This is a genomic window from Paenibacillus sp. FSL F4-0097 (genome assembly GCF_038593125.1).
Taxonomy (GTDB): domain Bacteria; phylum Bacillota; class Bacilli; order Paenibacillales; family Paenibacillaceae; genus Paenibacillus_AQ; species Paenibacillus_AQ odorifer.
Genome location: NZ_CP151965.1, coordinates 1997136 through 2012885, shown reverse-complemented (window position 1 = coordinate 2012885; position 15750 = coordinate 1997136). Strand labels below are relative to the sequence as shown.

General features: G+C 43.0%; 26 protein-coding genes. 3 read left to right on the top strand and 23 right to left on the bottom strand.

All coding sequences use genetic code 11. From position 1 onward, the window contains the following. Positions 1–10: 10 nt before the first annotated feature. The 18 genes from MHH86_RS08725 to MHH86_RS08640 all read right to left on the bottom strand — a co-directional run bounded on the left by MHH86_RS08725 (position 11) and on the right by MHH86_RS08640 (position 7672). Positions 11–277, bottom strand: coding sequence for a hypothetical protein (locus MHH86_RS08725; protein WP_036684298.1), 267 nt, complete (start codon positions 275–277; stop codon positions 11–13). A 34-nt stretch (positions 278–311) separates the two neighbouring features. Continuing rightward, positions 312–989 (bottom strand): HNH endonuclease, encoded by a 678-nt coding sequence (locus tag MHH86_RS08720; protein ID WP_341170661.1) that lies wholly within the window; start codon positions 987–989, stop codon positions 312–314. A 138-nt stretch (positions 990–1127) separates the two neighbouring features. After that, a complete protein-coding gene (locus MHH86_RS08715) occupies positions 1128–1430 on the bottom strand; it encodes a hypothetical protein (protein ID WP_341170660.1) in 303 nt (100 codons plus the stop codon). Next, positions 1423–1956: a Holliday junction resolvase RecU gene (locus tag MHH86_RS08710; RefSeq protein WP_341170659.1), complete on the bottom strand. Its 534-nt coding sequence runs from the start codon at positions 1954–1956 to the stop codon at positions 1423–1425. The genes MHH86_RS08715 and MHH86_RS08710 overlap by 8 nt, the downstream gene beginning before the upstream one ends. Further along, a complete protein-coding gene (locus tag MHH86_RS08705; protein ID WP_341170658.1) occupies positions 1940–2098 on the bottom strand; it encodes a hypothetical protein in 159 nt (52 codons plus the stop codon). The genes MHH86_RS08710 and MHH86_RS08705 overlap by 17 nt, the downstream gene beginning before the upstream one ends. Further along, on the bottom strand, positions 2095–2355 hold the full coding sequence (locus MHH86_RS08700; RefSeq protein ID WP_076138857.1) for a hypothetical protein: 261 nt from the start codon (positions 2353–2355) through the stop codon (positions 2095–2097). Before MHH86_RS08700 ends, MHH86_RS08705 begins: the two co-directional genes overlap by 4 nt. Positions 2356–2469: 114 nt before the next feature. Continuing rightward, positions 2470–2616: a hypothetical protein gene (locus tag MHH86_RS08695; protein WP_179089039.1), complete on the bottom strand. Its 147-nt coding sequence runs from the start codon at positions 2614–2616 to the stop codon at positions 2470–2472. Between the two features lie 9 nt (positions 2617–2625). Further along, a complete protein-coding gene (locus MHH86_RS08690; RefSeq protein ID WP_341001819.1) occupies positions 2626–3465 on the bottom strand; it encodes an ATP-binding protein in 840 nt (279 codons plus the stop codon). After that, positions 3404–4255, bottom strand: a complete 852-nt coding sequence (locus MHH86_RS08685) for a DUF4373 domain-containing protein (RefSeq protein ID WP_340891751.1) — start codon at positions 4253–4255, stop codon at positions 3404–3406. Before MHH86_RS08685 ends, MHH86_RS08690 begins: the two co-directional genes overlap by 62 nt. 35 nt (positions 4256–4290) lie before the next feature. Then, complete coding sequence (locus MHH86_RS08680) at positions 4291–4608, bottom strand: hypothetical protein (protein WP_036684310.1); 318 nt, start codon at positions 4606–4608, stop codon at positions 4291–4293. Beyond that, on the bottom strand, positions 4608–5006 hold the full coding sequence (locus MHH86_RS08675; protein WP_036684313.1) for a hypothetical protein: 399 nt from the start codon (positions 5004–5006) through the stop codon (positions 4608–4610). Before MHH86_RS08675 ends, MHH86_RS08680 begins: the two co-directional genes overlap by 1 nt. After that, positions 4996–5469 carry a hypothetical protein gene (locus MHH86_RS08670; protein ID WP_341001817.1) on the bottom strand — a complete coding sequence of 158 codons (474 nt, stop codon included), beginning with the start codon at positions 5467–5469 and terminating at the stop codon, positions 4996–4998. The genes MHH86_RS08675 and MHH86_RS08670 overlap by 11 nt, the downstream gene beginning before the upstream one ends. A 90-nt stretch (positions 5470–5559) precedes the next feature. Further along, positions 5560–5709 (bottom strand): hypothetical protein, encoded by a 150-nt coding sequence (locus MHH86_RS08665; protein WP_340891758.1) that lies wholly within the window; start codon positions 5707–5709, stop codon positions 5560–5562. Between the two features lie 26 nt (positions 5710–5735). Continuing rightward, positions 5736–6491: a phage antirepressor KilAC domain-containing protein gene (locus MHH86_RS08660; protein WP_341001816.1), complete on the bottom strand. Its 756-nt coding sequence runs from the start codon at positions 6489–6491 to the stop codon at positions 5736–5738. A 101-nt stretch (positions 6492–6592) separates the two neighbouring features. Beyond that, positions 6593–6868 carry a hypothetical protein gene (locus MHH86_RS08655; protein ID WP_341001815.1) on the bottom strand — a complete coding sequence of 92 codons (276 nt, stop codon included), beginning with the start codon at positions 6866–6868 and terminating at the stop codon, positions 6593–6595. A gap of 4 nt (positions 6869–6872) precedes the next feature. Beyond that, entirely contained in the window at positions 6873–7073 is a 201-nt protein-coding gene (locus tag MHH86_RS08650; protein ID WP_076104493.1) for a hypothetical protein, read from the bottom strand. 55 nt (positions 7074–7128) lie between these two features. Next, on the bottom strand, positions 7129–7395 hold the full coding sequence (locus tag MHH86_RS08645) for a group-specific protein (RefSeq protein ID WP_036684541.1): 267 nt from the start codon (positions 7393–7395) through the stop codon (positions 7129–7131). A 1-nt stretch (position 7396) separates the two neighbouring features. Then, positions 7397–7672, bottom strand: coding sequence for an XRE family transcriptional regulator (locus MHH86_RS08640; RefSeq protein WP_341170657.1), 276 nt, complete (start codon positions 7670–7672; stop codon positions 7397–7399). Positions 7673–7814: 142 nt separating this feature from the next. On the opposite strand from MHH86_RS08640, the gene MHH86_RS08635 reads away from it, so the two are divergent. The 3 genes from MHH86_RS08635 to MHH86_RS08625 all read left to right on the top strand — a co-directional run bounded on the left by MHH86_RS08635 (position 7815) and on the right by MHH86_RS08625 (position 10344). Continuing rightward, positions 7815–8222 (top strand): helix-turn-helix transcriptional regulator, encoded by a 408-nt coding sequence (locus MHH86_RS08635; RefSeq protein ID WP_076104492.1) that lies wholly within the window; start codon positions 7815–7817, stop codon positions 8220–8222. Between the two features lie 75 nt (positions 8223–8297). Then, on the top strand, positions 8298–9182 hold the full coding sequence (locus tag MHH86_RS08630; RefSeq protein WP_341001813.1) for an ImmA/IrrE family metallo-endopeptidase: 885 nt from the start codon (positions 8298–8300) through the stop codon (positions 9180–9182). Positions 9183–9195: 13 nt separating this feature from the next. Continuing rightward, complete coding sequence (locus MHH86_RS08625; RefSeq protein WP_076104490.1) at positions 9196–10344, top strand: site-specific integrase; 1149 nt, start codon at positions 9196–9198, stop codon at positions 10342–10344. Positions 10345–10407: 63 nt separating this feature from the next. On the opposite strand, the gene sufB is transcribed toward MHH86_RS08625, so the two are convergent. The 5 genes from sufB to sufC are packed head-to-tail and all read right to left on the bottom strand — an operon-like array spanning position 10408 to position 15581. After that, positions 10408–11805, bottom strand: a complete 1398-nt coding sequence (gene sufB / locus MHH86_RS08620) for a Fe-S cluster assembly protein SufB (protein ID WP_036684335.1) — start codon at positions 11803–11805, stop codon at positions 10408–10410. Between the two features lie 24 nt (positions 11806–11829). Then, positions 11830–12261 carry a Fe-S cluster assembly sulfur transfer protein SufU gene (gene sufU, locus MHH86_RS08615; RefSeq protein ID WP_036684339.1) on the bottom strand — a complete coding sequence of 144 codons (432 nt, stop codon included), beginning with the start codon at positions 12259–12261 and terminating at the stop codon, positions 11830–11832. Then, positions 12248–13474, bottom strand: coding sequence for a cysteine desulfurase (locus MHH86_RS08610; protein WP_076144236.1), 1227 nt, complete (start codon positions 13472–13474; stop codon positions 12248–12250). Before MHH86_RS08610 ends, sufU begins: the two co-directional genes overlap by 14 nt. Further along, positions 13471–14772 (bottom strand): Fe-S cluster assembly protein SufD, encoded by a 1302-nt coding sequence (gene sufD / locus MHH86_RS08605; RefSeq protein WP_036684344.1) that lies wholly within the window; start codon positions 14770–14772, stop codon positions 13471–13473. The genes MHH86_RS08610 and sufD overlap by 4 nt, the downstream gene beginning before the upstream one ends. Before the next feature lie 26 nt (positions 14773–14798). Next, entirely contained in the window at positions 14799–15581 is a 783-nt protein-coding gene (sufC, locus tag MHH86_RS08600; RefSeq protein ID WP_036684347.1) for a Fe-S cluster assembly ATPase SufC, read from the bottom strand. Positions 15582–15750 lie beyond the last annotated feature (169 nt).

Sequence of the window (15750 nt, the reverse complement as noted above, 5' to 3'; positions counted from 1 at the left end):
CGAAATTGTTTTAAACTCCCAACTCCCGCATTTCTGCATCCTCTGTAGCATCCAAAGTGATTGATGGCATGCCATCCCATAACTCTCGAATCTCATTAGCCTTAGCAATTACTGCTGCTTTTTGCTTTGGTGTTAATACGATATCCATAGCCTCTTGATAATGGTTTTCTGCCTTGGTATAAGCTCGGGTATGCAGTACATTCATGTACCGCCAAAACTTATCGTTACTCAGGGATTTAATCCGCTGGAAGTGTCTGCGCTGTTCTGTTTCAGTCATCTGACTAATCGCCTCACGTTGTTATATGAATTTATTAATCTTCAAATCGGTCATTAGGACGGTAGTTCCTTTGAGCTGCGTAACCGTTTAGCGCGTCCGTAAATAGTCCAGTAAATATATGAAGCTCCTTACTATCCATTGAATCCAGTAATCTGATTTCAGGAGCCCTGAGCGTCCGTCCAGCCGCCGTAGCAATCAGGTCCGCAACTGGTGCGATCTGTTTGAGCCGTTCCTCTTTTTCACGCTCTATTGCCTGCTGTGTTGCCTGTTTCCTGCCATGTTCATTCCAGTCCTCTTCATCAAACCAGAAATATTCGCCGTGTCGCTCGCGGAAGATGTCTATCCATTTTTGTAGCAACTCTGGTGTTGTCTGGATAATGTCGTGACAACCACCACACAGGCGTAACCCATTTGTCTTAACGCCCCTGCCTTTGCGACCGCGCGGCCAGACATGATGTGTTGTTGTCGCAGGATTACAAAGGCATTCCCTGCAAATTCCTTCCGACTCTTCTTTCAACTCATCAACTACAGATGGCGGAAATTCTGCCCTACCCGCTGAACCCTTTCCTGACTTGTGATCTGCAAATATCTTTTGTTTCAACGGTGATAGCTCTTTCTTCTCCTTCTTACGCCGCCCGAAGCTACTTATATTTCTAGGCTTTTCTTGCTTCTGCGGCTTCGGAAATGATCTATGAGGGGTCTCTTGTCCCATCTCCCCACCTCATTTCTCCTTGATTTTCAATAGTCTGCTCAATAGATAATTGCTCTGCCTCCCACTCACATTCAGTACAACGGTATAAGTCCGGAGTTATTTCCCTCATATCTGATCCACACTGGAGACATACCAGAATCATGATCCTCTCTCCGCTTCTGCAAGTTCGCCTGGCGTGAGCTGGTTTACTTCGATCTGTTGTTTATCCCGAGCGTACAATGGAGCATAGCTATAAGGTGGTATTGCATTTCGTACATGAAGATAAGCAATAGGCTGTTCGGTAGCTTCCACATGAGCTTTAAGTTGCGCACATCGATATTTTGGTAGGATTGCCCATCCTTTGGGACGTTCTGGACGCCATCCGGGACCGCCTGTGATATAAAGCGGCTTACCACATTCTGCAGCTTCGTTACGGGTCAGCCAGCCATTTCTATCAGGCATTCTTCTGAGTGTCCTCGAACCAAACTCTATCAACTGTAGCTAAATAATCTAGTGGCATACTTCGTCCTGAACTAACTTCATAGGCATCTATCTCCATGTTATCTAGTGTCATACTCTTACGCCCTCCACGAGCTGCCTCCATCTTGTATGCTCTCAGAGCAGTAAACGGGAGAAGATATGTTTTGCGTTGTTTTCTAAACTCCACTAATACGAAGCATAGTGCTCCAAACTTATGGCACTTCTCTAAATGTTCATACTGATGATCCTCAACCTTTTTTAGGTCAAATCTATCAAGCTCTTGGATTGACTTAGCTTCGAAAAAAACAGCTCTTCCACGATAGATGCCATCGTAATCAACAGTTGATTTAGCTTCAAAGAATCCAGCAAGTACTTTTGTTCCTTTACTCTTTGTTACCTTTACTGGCGTTGATCGCTTATTGATGACGGCTAATTCTCTATGTTCATAGGATTTATTTGTGAAATTAATTAAGTTTTCAAAAGCTGCACCTCTATTTCCTTGAGCCATCTTTACCACCCTTTCTAGGATTCCGCGGCGGATCAAGTACATAACGCAAATCATCAATCATCAGTACACTCGGGACTTCCTTGTGAATTTTAACTACCGTTGCGATCTTTTTATATTTTTTACCAACCTCGTAATGTGTCATTTCGAATCTTTCCTCGCTCTTTTTGGGGTTTCTAATTCACGTTTTTCAGCTATTTGATCAATCATGTCTTCAATCTTTGCCCGTACAACTTTTTGACTAGTTGATAACCCAACACCTGCAGTTGATGCCTCTGAGATAATTTTAGCTACGATATGGTCAGCTGCCGCTAGATGTTCAAACAGTCGGTATTCCAAGGATTCAAAGATTCTATCGAATTCATTTAGCAAGTATTTCTCCCGTCGTTCAGCAGCAGTCATAATCACCACACCTCTGAACGTCTACGATTGACGAGCACCATTATGAGTTTTTTTATTTTTTCTCTGGCTATGAGTTCCATGGCAGCGTGGATTCTTATGTCGTAATCAAGATATTCATTGTTGATGATCTCTTTTAGCTCTGTATCCGTCCTCCAGCTTAGAAAGTTCATTTTCTTCCTCCAATCCGAATGCTACCCGACCGCGGCGCAGCCACTCTTCAAAATCAAGATCATACAGATCATAATCGTCTATCTTTTCCATAAGCCCTCCTTAGTCAACAATCTTTGGTCGCTCACGACGATAGCTACTCGCCCTATTTAGAACAAATGTACAAGATCCTATTATCCGATCCATACAGCGTCCATCAACATCCAGTGGATTATCGTCCTTATCACATGCAAACCATGCGTCTAGCCGTTCTGGATCCAAATTGCTTGTGTAAATAGTCTTTTTCCCTTGCCGTCCGTTAATAACAGGAAAGGCGATCGATTTAAATTCATAATCCGTAAGATGTCCGGTCCCAATATCATCTAAAACCAAGAGATCCACATCCACAGCAGCCCGTACGATAGCACCTATATCGATGCTTTTATCCTTAATTGACCTCCTAGATAAATCAGCAAGTTTCGGCCAATCCAAGAAGAGTGTAGGCCATCCGTCCGCGTCTAGGGACCGTTGAATCGCTCTGGCTAGATGGCTCTTACCACTGCCAACGCCACCGAAGAAAACATAACCGTTTTCCTCACTTTCAAAGTTCACATAGAATTTTTTCGCTATTTGATAGCATTTTTCTGATCCCGGCCGTTTGACGAAATTCTTAAAGCCGGCAATGTTTAATGAGTCCGGTATCAAGTTGTAGCGGTTAAACGTCTTCTGAGCAGCCAGCGTGCGCCGCTTACGTTCCTCGATTATTTTCTTTTTCTTATCCGCCTCAATTTCGCATTCACAGTGAATCGGCAAGAGTTTAGTACGCCCCATTACCTGATACTCTTTGTATCCCAAGAGCTTTCGGCAGACAATGCAGCATCCCCAATGCTCCCAGGTCGGTTTACTCAATAATAAATTCTGAGTATTTACCGGTAGCGCCTGAAGGACGTTCACCGTCTTCATCAATCGCCCCTCCCTCCAAGTAGTCTTTATAAGTTCCAGCATTGAGGTATGTGGTAGGCATCTTAGCATAACTACCATCTTTGCCGATCGTTTTAAAATCTTTGGCGTAAGCTTCCGTGCATCTGATCAAATCTTCCCGTTCGGCAACTTTGACTTTCTTTTTCCAAGTTTCGAATGCTTTAGCTTTATCCCTACGCCTGTTCTTCGGGAAGACTTCCCAAAATCTTAGAAAATCAGGATGGTGATTATCAGTGGGTGGATCTGCCGGAGGCGGATCATCACACAATGGTTTTATATCTTCTTTTATTTCCTTTCCTTTACTTTCCTTTAATGCATCGTTTTTTGATGCGTCCGCATATGCATTCGCATCATTTTCGTATTGCGTTCGCTTTTCTCCTTTAGATAAATCCTTGCTGGGCGTGGATTCCTTGCTCCATCTAGCCTCAGCCGACCTGCGCGCAGCCTCTGATTTTTTGTCGCGTTTTTCCATACGCCGAAGTAGCGAATCACTCCAAAAACACGTTTCATCACTTTTAAACAGTCCGAATTCATGAATGCAATCTCGTATGAATTCTTGCGCTTTTTCAGGTTCGCATTGCATTTGTGATGCGAACGCATGATAAGCGTATTTCGAACGCATCTCCATTTTGTAGTCCTCTGACTCTCGCATCATCTCCACTAGAATCCAAAACCAGGCATACCCCTCCGGCCCATAGACGCCGCGCATTGCTGTTATTTTGGGGTCATGTCTAGCGTTATAGTCATGGGAAAAGTAATACGCCTCTTTCATGTGATCACCCTATTCTGTATTTCTCACCCGGTCTTCTAACTTCCATTCATCGCACCAATCAGACACTTATAATCACAGCACAACCCCTTATGACCGTATTTAACAACTGCTTGTCCGATTGGTATCTTTTTCCGACACTTAGGGTTAATGCAATTCCCAAGTGATTTTTGTTTAGGTTGGTATGTTGTATTGGAAGATTTCAATTTATGCTGTAACTCAAAAATCTCTTTTTCTATTTTTTTAACTCTTTTCTGAGAAAGCTTAGGATCTTTTTTTAGTTCGGCGTTAAGTTCTTTTAATCGTCTCCTAATAGCTGTAGCTTCTAAAACCTTCATGGCAGATTCGTCTTTCATCAATCCCCACCTCCTAATGTGTTCATATCAACCCGTACTCTTAATCTGAGTTCATAAATGTACTCACGGAGAGAAGAAAACTCATTCTTCCACATCATCTTTTCTTCAAGAGCTGTAGCCTCAACCATTCGCAAGTCCTCAATAGCAAGATCGCCGGCTATCTCTTTCTCTCCGCGCTTTGCTTCCTTCCTAGCTTTGGCATAAGCTATTTTACGGGCAGCATAGATACGAGCATGCTCACCGTCTCTAACAGCCGATACTCGTCCAATAAGCATGTGAGCCGCTGTAAGCAGGCGTATTTTTTCCATGATTGCTCCAGGAGCATTGTCATCGTAAGCGTCAGCCTGAGCGCGTAATTTTCTGATATCCTTGATATACTGCTTAATATCAATGTCCATTTGACTCAGCTCGATCTTTTATTAATTTGTTACCAAAGCAATGATAATTACAGATATGACCGCCATGGGCTGATAGATGTACCTGGCCTTCAGGAATAATTGTCTCGCAGGCTAGACAGCTAAAATTACCGTTGGTCCAGCCTGAAGTTACTTTCTCACGCTGTATCTGACGCTCTAAAAAGTCTCTTCTCCTTTGTTCTGGAGTTCTCATCCATTCCGGATAATTCATCGTTTTTAAAACAAGGTCTAGCGACTCTTCACGCATGTTCTTTACATATTTAGAGTGATCTATTGCTGCACGTTCTTGAGCCGTGAAATCCATCCCATCAAGGATGGGATCGGCATAGGGTTGGCGCTTATGCATAGATAGAACTGCATTAAATAAACTTGTAGATTGGATTGTAACCTTATATTTCCGACCAGTTACATCCACCATGAGTAAATTCCAATCTTTAGCTTGCATTGCTTTTTCCTCCAAACCCTGATAAACTGAACTTAATATTTTTGGTAAAGCTACAGTCCACGGCTCCTAACCCGTTGGGCTGTTTTTCGTTTATCCACAAAGCGCTGCTCGTTCTGCGGGACTGCTCCAAGCAGCGAGTAATTCGTCACGATACAAGCGGAACATTTCGATAGCGTGCTCCTCATTGATCTCATCGCCCCGCAGTTTCGCATCTTTGCTGGCCTCAAGCCAGCATCGCATTTGATATCGACACTCTTTTAAATCTTTCATATGTGACCCTCACCTTTAAACTTATTTATAAAATAGCCAATGCCCTTACCTGTAATCTTAGTTGTACGAGTAATCTTCACACCTTCACTTGCGCTACTGCGTTGACCTACCTTGATTTCCATGATTTTAAGTTCCATTGATTTTTGAGAAGGCAGATTATAATCTGAACCTTTTCGAGTTATTAAATATCCGTTATGCCTCAACCATTCAAAAAGCCTTTGCTCCCCAACATCGATATCATTTTGTTTGAGTATTTTCGATAGTTCTCGTACGAGCACAGAATTTTCTGATACCTCAAGCGCCTCTGCAAAGACTACCTTCGGACGATCCAGTTCAACCTTTGTTTCTAACGCCTTTCGCGCTTCTCGTTCTTCCTTGAGCTTAGTTGCTGCTTGAATGAGTAAGTCGGGATTATTAAGTAAGTCATCAGTAGCATACATGCCAGTTTTACGAATAGCCGGAAGCACCTCGTGAGTAACCCATCGTTTGAATCGCTTGGCTTCCGGCTTGCGACTACCGAGTATGAGGGAAAATAACCCCGGTTCATTCACAGCCATCAAATCTTGCTTTCCACCAGGGGTGTCGGTTGAAACTACTCCCTTTTCATCATCATCGAGACGACTGAGCGCATCTCGATTATTAGAAATCTCAAGAACAGAACAAACGTCTCGGGCAACCCACCATGGAGTCCCATCTTTCGAAACAACCCTTACTGCCATTCCCGAAAAATCAAAAGTTTGAAATTGATTCATGTTGTCACATCCTTTCTAGTAGGTATTTCAATAATCAAGCACACCCGATGTATCCGAATTTCTTTCCACAAATCTTCAAAATACGTTTATACATGACTCTTTCACCTCCCTTTACTCCTAGCTGATCTCCTATCTTTCGCGTTAATGGAGTCACTAGGGTATCCGATATTTAATCGCTGAATTGGCGTGTGTCCTTCTAGATTCTTGTTTGCGGCTTGAGGATCGTATCCGATACTTTGCGGTTTACCGAATCTCCCAAACAGTTCTTTGCGCTCCATTTCATGAGCAGTGCGGCAATGATTGACTGTGATTACATCACCTGTATGACCACAATTGGGATAAGGGCATCTGACTGTACTGCATATGATTACTGTCACGTAACTAAACCTCCTTACCTTCACCTAGAGAAGTTATATATCTTACTTCTAAGTCATCAATGAGTGCTAACATATCCGGACGATCAATATTGTAAAGACGAGCTCGATCGATGAAGTCTTGCATTTGTTCTGGTGTGCACCCACGATCTAAACAGTTTTGCAATATACTTACCAGATCAGGGTATCTACTTTTCTTTTTACTCATGGGGTATCTCCCTTCAGGTATAAAACCCTATAATGTGGTTATGATGGCTGATAGATCATCGTGGTTGCTCCTCAAGCCACTCTTCCAAAAAACGCCGTGTTTCTCTTGCAGGAAAAAACCACTTCCCCCCAATCTTTCGTTTTGGAAATCGAGGGTCGAAGAAGAAAAGAGATTGTATTGTATTCCAAGAAAGACAAGTACGACGCTTAAGTTCTGATGTATCCCAAAAAACATATTCGGAGTCAACTTCTTTAACAAGCAACTCAATTTGTTCACGACACATTTTCATGACTTCTGTTTTATTCACGTTTACTGAAAGAATGTTATTCACTTGTCACCTCCGAACTACTTAGTTCCTTTATAGGAACATTCACCTCAAAAAAAAATTCCTTCGGGATACCAAAGTGCTCACAAAGGATCCTTGCTTCTCCCAAAGAGAAATCACCTCCAGTTCCATTTAGTTTTTGATTAATCGCACTTACAGTTTTCCCGATCACCTGTCCCACTTCAATCTGAGGGATGTTCTTCTGATATAGAAAAACTTTGATCTTCGTGTATGGCTGTCTTCTGCGATTTGCATTAGGCGACATTGTTGCCATTGTTGCCCCTCCTTTCGTTCCTTAATAGGAACAACCTCAGATTAAACCAACTTATCTGCACTGTCAACACCTTTTGTTCCTAAATAGGAATAATATTTTATCACACTGTTGCATTATAGGAACGAAATATGTATTATATTAGATGTACGTAATATTAAGAAGGAGTGGCGTTCCAATGTTTGGTGATCTCTTAAAAAAACTAAGGTCAGATAGAAAATTGAGTTTAGACCAGTTCGTAAAGGAAATTAACAGCAGGTATTCCACTTCCTTCAGCAAGAGCATGGTTTCTAGATGGGAAAATAATTTAACTGATCCGAAAATGGAATCAGTACGAATCATTGCTGATTATTTCGATGTGTCTTTGGATGTTCTACTCGAAAACTCATCAGACGACAAAAATAAGGAGCAATTCGAGTTTGAATCTTTTATTAACGATCCCGAGAACAACTTATTTTTCAAAGAGCTATTGGATGCCCCAGAAGAGAGAATCAAGGAACTAAGACAAATATGGGAAATTATCAAACGCGCTTCTGAATCTGATGAAAAATAAATCCCGTAGAATCAGCTATTTTGTTGATTCTGCATACCCATAAATACGAACATACGATCTGAATAGGAGGCTCTTATGTTTAAATATTACAAAGAAACCCACTTAGAAGAGTTTGTGAAGCACCTTTATATTAAAAATGGCATTCATCTTCCAGGAGATATCGCAGTCTCAGCTATCGCCAAAAAATTAAATGTCACTGTAACCTATGTAAAGGTGCGAAGTACTTCTCATCAAACTAAAAAAGGTAAACTGTTAATTTTTTTGAATGATCAAAAAACATTACAAGAACAAAGAGAAGACTTTCTTCACGAGTTAGGCCATCTCCTAAGGCATTCAGGCAACCAAAATTTACTACCTAAATCCTTTGTTAAATATCAGGAAGACGACACAGAACAATTTAAAATTTATGCTTTGATGCCTTTCTTCATGATTAATCAAATAATTCTCTCTCCAGACCGCAGACAAGCTATAGAGCAATTATCAATTGTCTTCTCAGTTAACTTAGAATTAGCGCAAAAGAGGTATGAACAAATTTTACGGAGGGAATTCGAAGGGGGTATGAATGCTGAGATTTCGAATGCAATCCAGCCACGAAAGGAGGTGAATACTACCGTGAACGACGAGGTGGAGTTTGCTGTGTATTACGATCCTTCTGGAACAACTGACGGGCCCTCCCAACTTATAGTCACTCTGGATGAATGGACATTAATAAACTGCCGCGAAATTGAATTACCCATCGGAGAGCGACTTCCTGAGATTGATTTGGATGAAATGCAGCGAATTGAATGCATGTCAACCTTTAGTAGTGACGTTATTTGTTTCGATGGTATTCTTACATTACAGGTCCACCAACTCTTGTACAGACACGGTTTGAAGAAAAGGTGTTACGTTATTCATATGCACGATGTAGATATGAAGATCGCTCGCGATCAAATAATGACTAGAAAGTTATCATGGTAAGGAGGTTGTGTAGATGGCCTATTACAGAAAACGAGGTTCAACTTGGGAGTACCGAATTAAGTTCACAAATCGTAAAACAGGTGCTCAGGACGAAACATCTAAAGGGGGGTTCAAAACCAAACCAGAGGCAGTGCTAGCTGCTGCTGCTGCACAACTGGAAGTTGAATATTATGGATTTATGCCTGATGGCAATGAACTTGTGAACAAATACTTCGAAAAATGGCTTGAGGTGTATAAAAAGCCTAATGTTAAGCCTATTACGTACACGGTTCAGGAACGAAATGTACGCTTGAATATTCTGCCTCGCTGGGGTCATTTAAAAATCAAAGAAATCACTCGTAATGAGTATCAGGAGTGGATAAACGAATTGCGGGGGCATTATAGCGAAGGGACTGTTCGGCGGATACACAGTATCATGAATTGTGCAATGAGCGATGCCGTTCATGAATTTAATATTATCCGTGAGAATCCTTTGCAAAAAATTAAAATACCCAAAGAAACTGAGGATAAGAAGAAAGTGAGTTGGTTTAGTCGGGAGCAATTAGATATGTTTCTTACTTCAGCTCGACCAGTCAAAAATTCAAAATATAAGGAATCGAGACAATATGAAACGCTCTTTACACTGCTTGCTCGGACAGGAATCCGGATCGGTGAGGCACTAGCTTTAACTTGGGATGACATTCAACTGGACATGCGAACCTTATCTATTAGTAAAACTCTCGTTTATCCCCTAAATACTAACCCGTACATCTCTACACCAAAATCTAAATCGAGCAACCGGCTTATAAAGCTGGACGAGCCTACGATTAAAATTCTTAGGCGGCACCGCATTAACCAGAAAGAAGTAGTTCTTCGATACGAAAACTACAAAGCCTCTAAAGACAATTTAGTCTTTTCGCAACATGACGGTAGATGGCTTAGGACAAATGTTGTGAGAGATTATTTTAAGGCTGTATGTAAACGTGTCGCTCTACCCATATTGTCACCTCACGCCCTCCGGCATACCCACGCTGTGCATCTACTGGAAGCTGGGGCCACAATAAAATACGTGTCCGCTCGTCTTGGACACAAGAGTGTCAAGATCACAGCGGACACGTATCTGCATATTACTGAAAAAATTGAAGATGATGCTCTCACTCTTTACGTAAACTACGTAAATTAAGCAAAGGGGGCAAAAAGGGGGCGGTCACCACCTTTTAAACCAGAAAACCCTTGTAAATAAAGGTTATCCTATGCTTCCCTCCATCTCGAACTTGATCAGACGGTTCATTTCGACCGCATATTCCATCGGCAGTTCTTTTGTGAACGGCTCGATGAAGCCCATGATGATCATTTGAGTCGCTTCAGCTTCTGTGAGGCCACGGCTCATCAGGTAGAACAGTTGCTCCTCAGAAACTTTAGACACGGTTGCTTCATGTTCAAGAACGATGTTATCGTTCATGATTTCATTGTAAGGAATAGTATCCGAAGTGGACTCATTATCCAAAATCAGCGTATCACATTTAATGTTCGATTTCGCACCTTCTGCTTGACGGCCGAAGGAAGCTAGACCACGGTAAGTTACTTTACCGCCATGTTTACTGATGGATTTTGATACAATGGTGGATGTTGTATCTGGAGCCAAATGGATCATCTTGGCACCCGCATCCTGATGCTGGTCTTTACCTGCTACCGCGATGGATAGTACTGAACCTTTAGCACCACGTCCTTTAAGAACAACCGCAGGATATTTCATGGTCAGCTTGGAACCGATGTTACCATCGACCCATTCCATGGTAGCATTCTCTTCTGCAACCGCACGTTTGGTAACGAGGTTGTAGATGTTTGGAGCCCAGTTCTGGATTGTGGTATAACGAACGCGGGCGTTCTTCATACACAAGATTTCAACAACCGCACTGTGCAGAGAGTTCGTGCTATAGATTGGAGCAGTACATCCTTCTACGTAGTGCACGAAGCTGTCTTCATCAGCAAGGATCAAAGTACGTTCGAATTGTCCCATGTTCTCGGAGTTAATACGGAAGTAAGCCTGCAAAGGAACTTCACATTTCACACCTTTAGGAACATAGATGAAGCTGCCGCCTGACCAAACTGCACTGTTAAGTGCGGCAAACTTATTATCGGTTGGAGGGATGATCGTCCCGAAATATTTTTTCAGAAGCTCTGGGTGCTCACGCAATGCAGTGTCGGTATCTGTAAAAATAACCCCTTGATCTTCAAGGCTCTTCTGCATGCTGTGATAGACTACCTCAGATTCATATTGTGCCGATACGCCGGCGAGGAACTTCTGTTCCGCTTCCGGAATCCCCAGCTTGTCAAAGGTTTCTTTGATTTCGGAAGGAACTTCTTCCCAAGTCTTCCCTTGCTTCTCTGAAGGTCTTACATAATATTGAATATCCTCGAAGTCCAAATCATCCATATTGCCGCCCCATGTAGGCATTGGCATTTTACGGAACTGCTCCAAAGATTTCAAGCGGAAGTCAAGCATCCACTGTGGTTCATTTTTGATCGCTGAAATTTCTTTAACAATTTCGGCCGTCAAACCTTTACCAGACTGGAATATCGACTTATGCTCATCACGGAACCCGTACTGGTATTCTTCCATATCAGGCGCTTTCTTAGCCATGGTGTCAGCCTCCTTGTTCTACTGTTATTTATGTTGCTCTTCTTCGTCAATTCCTTTACGGAGTGCGTTCCAAGCCAGTGTTGCGCATTTGATCCGCGCAGGGAATTTATTCACACCCGAAAGGGCTTCAATGTCTTCGTAATCTCCAAAATCCACGTCTTCACCCTTCATCAGTAAGGAGAAGTTATCGGCCAGTTCAAGCGCACGTTCAACCGTTTGTCCTTTGATCGCCTCAGTCATCATCGAAGCCGATGACATACTGATCGAACAGCCTTCACCATTATAACGGGCATCCTTTACAATTCCATCCTCTACCTTAAGCTGAAGAGTAATACGGTCACCACAGGTTGGATTATTCAGTTCGATTTTTAGAGCATCATCTTCAAATGAACCGCGATTCCGAGGACTTTTATAATGATCCATAATTACGCGTCTGTATAAGTCATCCAAGTTCATAGCTGAAGTACTCCTTTGTCTTGATTAAAGCGTCCACCAGTCGATCTACATCCTGCTCAGTATTATACAGATAAAAGCTTGCACGTGCTGTAGAGCTGGCTTCCAGCCAGCGCATCAGCGGCTGACAGCAGTGATGACCAGCGCGGATGGCAATACCTTCCGCATCTAGCACTGTAGCGACATCATGCGGGTGAACGTCACCCAGATTAAAGGTGACAACGCCGACTTCACGATTCCGAGGACCATAAATGTTCAGACCCTCGATCTCTGACAGACGTTGCTCTGCATACGCTGCAAGAGCTTTCTCATGGCGGTGTATCTCATCCAATCCGATTTCTTGTAAGAAATCAATGGCTGCACCTAAACCAACAGCACCAGCTATGATCGGCGTACCGCCTTCAAACTTCCAAGGCAGTTCTTTCCATGTGGATTCATAAAGACCCACATCATCAATCATCTCGCCACCGAATTCGACGGGCTCCATGGCTTCGAGAAGTGCTCTCTTGCCATACAAAGCGCCAATTCCGGTTGGTGCGAGCATTTTATGACCAGATAGTGCATAGAAATCACAATCCAGATCCTGCACATCGACTTTCATATGTGGTGTGCTTTGTGCACCATCTACGACAATTACTGCACCATGACGATGAGCAATAGCCGCAAGCTCTTTAATAGGATGAGTTACTCCCATAACGTTGGATACATAAGCGATAGCAACGATCTTGGTTTTATCCGTAATCGTCTGCTCGGCAGCTTCCAACGTAACCGTTCCATCAGGTTGCAACGGTATATATTTCAATGTAGCACCTGTCTTCTTAGCGAGCTGCTGCCATGGAATCAGATTACTATGATGCTCCATTAAGGTGATGACGATTTCGTCGCCTTCACCCACAGCAGAGGGTCCGTAAGAAGAGGCTACAAGATTTAAGGCTGTAGTCGTTCCGCGTGTAAAGATAATTTCTTTAGTGCTGCGGGCGTTAATAAACTTAGCTAGCTTCTCCCGGGCTCCCTCGTAGGCATCGGTTGCTCGGCTGCCTAAAGTATGGACGCCACGGTGTACGTTGGCGTTATCCCACTCATAATACGACTTGACCGCCTCAATCACTTTCCGAGGCTTCTGTGAAGTAGCAGCACTGTCCAGATAGACCAGTGGATGTCCGTTCACATTTTGGTTCAGTATGGGAAATTGCTCCCGGATGGCGTTGCTAATCATTGAACTAACTTCCTTTCCACAAGAGATTGGAGCTGATTGCGCAGTCCCTCCAGTGGAATTTGTGACACAACAGGAGCCAAGAAGCCGTAGATGATCAGAGTCTCTGCATCATGCCGTGTAATTCCGCGGGACATTAGGTAAAAGACTTGCTCGTGATTGACCTGTCCTACGGAAGCGGCATGGCCGGCTGTAACATCATCTTCATCAATAAGCAGGATCGGATTGGCGTCACCACGGGCTTTTGGACTCAGCATCAATACTTTTTCCGTTTGCTGGCCATCCGCTCTAGTAGCACCTTTCTCAATCTTGGTGATTCCGTTGATGATAGAAGTAGCAGAATCACGCATAACTGCACGAGTGATCATATCACTTGGTGTGCTTTTGCCAAAATGCTGAGCTTGAGTGGTGTAATTCAGTTTCTGTGATCCCGTACCTACTGCAATTACTTTAGCATCGGAGCTAGAACCGTTGCCTTTAAGCACAGACTTGGTATCACTCGCAGTATCTCCGTAGTTCATCTCACCAACGATCCATTCGATGACTCCGTCATTCTCAACAACAGCCCGGCGATAAGTTACATCTGTAGTATCTACACCAAGCTGATGCACTGTAGCATAACGAACTTTAGCGCCAGCGCCCACGAATACCTCTACCGCACCATTGTGTAGTCCAGCTTCTTCTTTATCCGATACGTAGTTGTCTACATAGGTTACGGAACTGTTAGTATCAGCTACGACCAGAATGTGTGGAACAAAAGTAGCTTCCGCATCATCCGTTAACAGCACTGCTTGAAGCGGAGTTTCAATAACAACATTCTTAGGAACATAGAGGAATACTCCACCATTCCACAATGCAGCATGCAGCGCTGCGATAGAATGCTCGTCTGGCTGAATGGCTTTATGCAGGTAACGTTGAACCAAATCTCCGTGTTCTTTAACAGCTGTCTGTAGATCTGTAAAAATAACACCCTGTTCTGCAAGCTCAGGAGCGATACGTGTATATACTGCACCAGAGTTGCGTTGAATAATCAGGCTGCCTTCCTCCTGATCCTTGATCAAGGAAGAAATAGATGCAGGTGCATCACTTAGCGAAGCAAAAGGTTCACTTGCTTTATAGCTACCATAATTATTGACATTCCAACGATCAATCCGTGTCTTCTCTAATTTAGGCAGTGTCAGAGTAGCTGCCAATTCTAGTGCCTTCAAGCGGCTTTCTTTCAGCCAACCCGGTTCGCCGCTGCTGTGCGATAATTCGCTCAAGCGTTCGGCATCCACCGGAAGAATGGTCTGTGTCGTCATAGTGGTCTCCTCCTTCCTGGCGTTTCTTACGCTTCTTGCCCTACAGTTTCATCTTCAATTCCAAGTTCTTCTTTAATCCATTCATAACCCTCTGCTTCCAGACGCTGTGCAAGCTCTGGACCACCGGATTTCACGATTCTACCTTGCATCATAACGTGAACATAATCAGGTTTGATGTAGTTCAAAAGACGTTGATAGTGGGTAATAACTAAGAAGCCGCGTTCTTCGCTCCGCATGGAGTTTACGCCTTCAGCTACAATTTTCAAAGCATCAATATCAAGACCGGAGTCAATTTCGTCCAAGATCACGATTTTTGGATCCAGCATCATCATTTGTAGAATTTCATTACGTTTCTTCTCACCACCGGAGAAGCCTTCGTTCAAGTAACGGTGTAAAAACTCAGGGTTCATATCTAGTTCTTTCATCTTTGCTTCCATTTGGCGAATAAAACGAATCAACGAGATTTCGCTTCCCTCTTCACGACGGGAATTAATGGCAGAACGCAAGAAGTCGGAGTTAGTTACTCCAGAGATTTCGCTTGGATATTGCATTGCAAGGAAAAGACCTGCACGTGCGCGTTCATCAACAGCCATCTCCAGAAGATCTTCACCATCAAGAGTTGCAGTTCCATCAGTTACTTCGTATTTAGGATGACCCATTAGCGCCGAAGCCAAAGTACTTTTACCTGTACCGTTTGGTCCCATGATGGCGTGAATTTCGCCACCTTTCATTTGAAGGTTAATCCCCTTCAAAATTTCTTTTCCCTCAATCGTCGCTTTAAGACCCTCAATGACAAATTCTGCTGCCATAATATTATTCCCTCCATTGATCGATTTGCGAAATCAAAAGTTGTATTGAAACAGGATAATCCTGATTCCCAGCACAATTAGATTTTCTATCACATTATAATTATTATAAATTGAATCACAATGATTATCAATGATTCTCACTAATTTTATATCAAACCTTGTTTTTTTA

Bases quoted from the DNA above. Each gene is read 5' to 3' on its own strand.
- MHH86_RS08725 (WP_036684298.1), bottom strand. From the start codon at position 277: ATGACTGAAACAGAACAGCGCAGACACTTCCAGCGGATTAAATCCCTG.
- MHH86_RS08720 (WP_341170661.1), bottom strand. From the start codon at position 989: ATGGGACAAGAGACCCCTCATAGATCATTTCCGAAGCCGCAGAAGCAA.
- MHH86_RS08715 (WP_341170660.1), bottom strand. From the start codon at position 1,430: ATGCCTGATAGAAATGGCTGGCTGACCCGTAACGAAGCTGCAGAATGT.
- MHH86_RS08710 (WP_341170659.1), bottom strand. From the start codon at position 1,956: ATGGCTCAAGGAAATAGAGGTGCAGCTTTTGAAAACTTAATTAATTTC.
- MHH86_RS08705 (WP_341170658.1), bottom strand. From the start codon at position 2,098: ATGACACATTACGAGGTTGGTAAAAAATATAAAAAGATCGCAACGGTA.
- MHH86_RS08700 (WP_076138857.1), bottom strand. From the start codon at position 2,355: ATGACTGCTGCTGAACGACGGGAGAAATACTTGCTAAATGAATTCGAT.
- MHH86_RS08695 (WP_179089039.1), bottom strand. From the start codon at position 2,616: ATGGAAAAGATAGACGATTATGATCTGTATGATCTTGATTTTGAAGAG.
- MHH86_RS08690 (WP_341001819.1), bottom strand. From the start codon at position 3,465: ATGAAGACGGTGAACGTCCTTCAGGCGCTACCGGTAAATACTCAGAAT.
- MHH86_RS08685 (WP_340891751.1), bottom strand. From the start codon at position 4,255: ATGAAAGAGGCGTATTACTTTTCCCATGACTATAACGCTAGACATGAC.
- MHH86_RS08680 (WP_036684310.1), bottom strand. From the start codon at position 4,608: ATGAAAGACGAATCTGCCATGAAGGTTTTAGAAGCTACAGCTATTAGG.
- MHH86_RS08675 (WP_036684313.1), bottom strand. From the start codon at position 5,006: ATGGACATTGATATTAAGCAGTATATCAAGGATATCAGAAAATTACGC.
- MHH86_RS08670 (WP_341001817.1), bottom strand. From the start codon at position 5,469: ATGCAAGCTAAAGATTGGAATTTACTCATGGTGGATGTAACTGGTCGG.
- MHH86_RS08665 (WP_340891758.1), bottom strand. From the start codon at position 5,709: ATGCGATGCTGGCTTGAGGCCAGCAAAGATGCGAAACTGCGGGGCGAT.
- MHH86_RS08660 (WP_341001816.1), bottom strand. From the start codon at position 6,491: ATGAATCAATTTCAAACTTTTGATTTTTCGGGAATGGCAGTAAGGGTT.
- MHH86_RS08650 (WP_076104493.1), bottom strand. From the start codon at position 7,073: ATGAGTAAAAAGAAAAGTAGATACCCTGATCTGGTAAGTATATTGCAA.
- MHH86_RS08640 (WP_341170657.1), bottom strand. From the start codon at position 7,672: ATGGCAACAATGTCGCCTAATGCAAATCGCAGAAGACAGCCATACACG.
- MHH86_RS08635 (WP_076104492.1), top strand. From the start codon at position 7,815: ATGTACGTAATATTAAGAAGGAGTGGCGTTCCAATGTTTGGTGATCTC.
- MHH86_RS08630 (WP_341001813.1), top strand. From the start codon at position 8,298: ATGTTTAAATATTACAAAGAAACCCACTTAGAAGAGTTTGTGAAGCAC.
- MHH86_RS08625 (WP_076104490.1), top strand. From the start codon at position 9,196: ATGGCCTATTACAGAAAACGAGGTTCAACTTGGGAGTACCGAATTAAG.
- sufB (WP_036684335.1), bottom strand. From the start codon at position 11,805: ATGGCTAAGAAAGCGCCTGATATGGAAGAATACCAGTACGGGTTCCGT.
- sufU (WP_036684339.1), bottom strand. From the start codon at position 12,261: ATGAACTTGGATGACTTATACAGACGCGTAATTATGGATCATTATAAA.
- MHH86_RS08610 (WP_076144236.1), bottom strand. From the start codon at position 13,474: ATGATTAGCAACGCCATCCGGGAGCAATTTCCCATACTGAACCAAAAT.
- sufD (WP_036684344.1), bottom strand. From the start codon at position 14,772: ATGACGACACAGACCATTCTTCCGGTGGATGCCGAACGCTTGAGCGAA.
- sufC (WP_036684347.1), bottom strand. From the start codon at position 15,581: ATGGCAGCAGAATTTGTCATTGAGGGTCTTAAAGCGACGATTGAGGGA.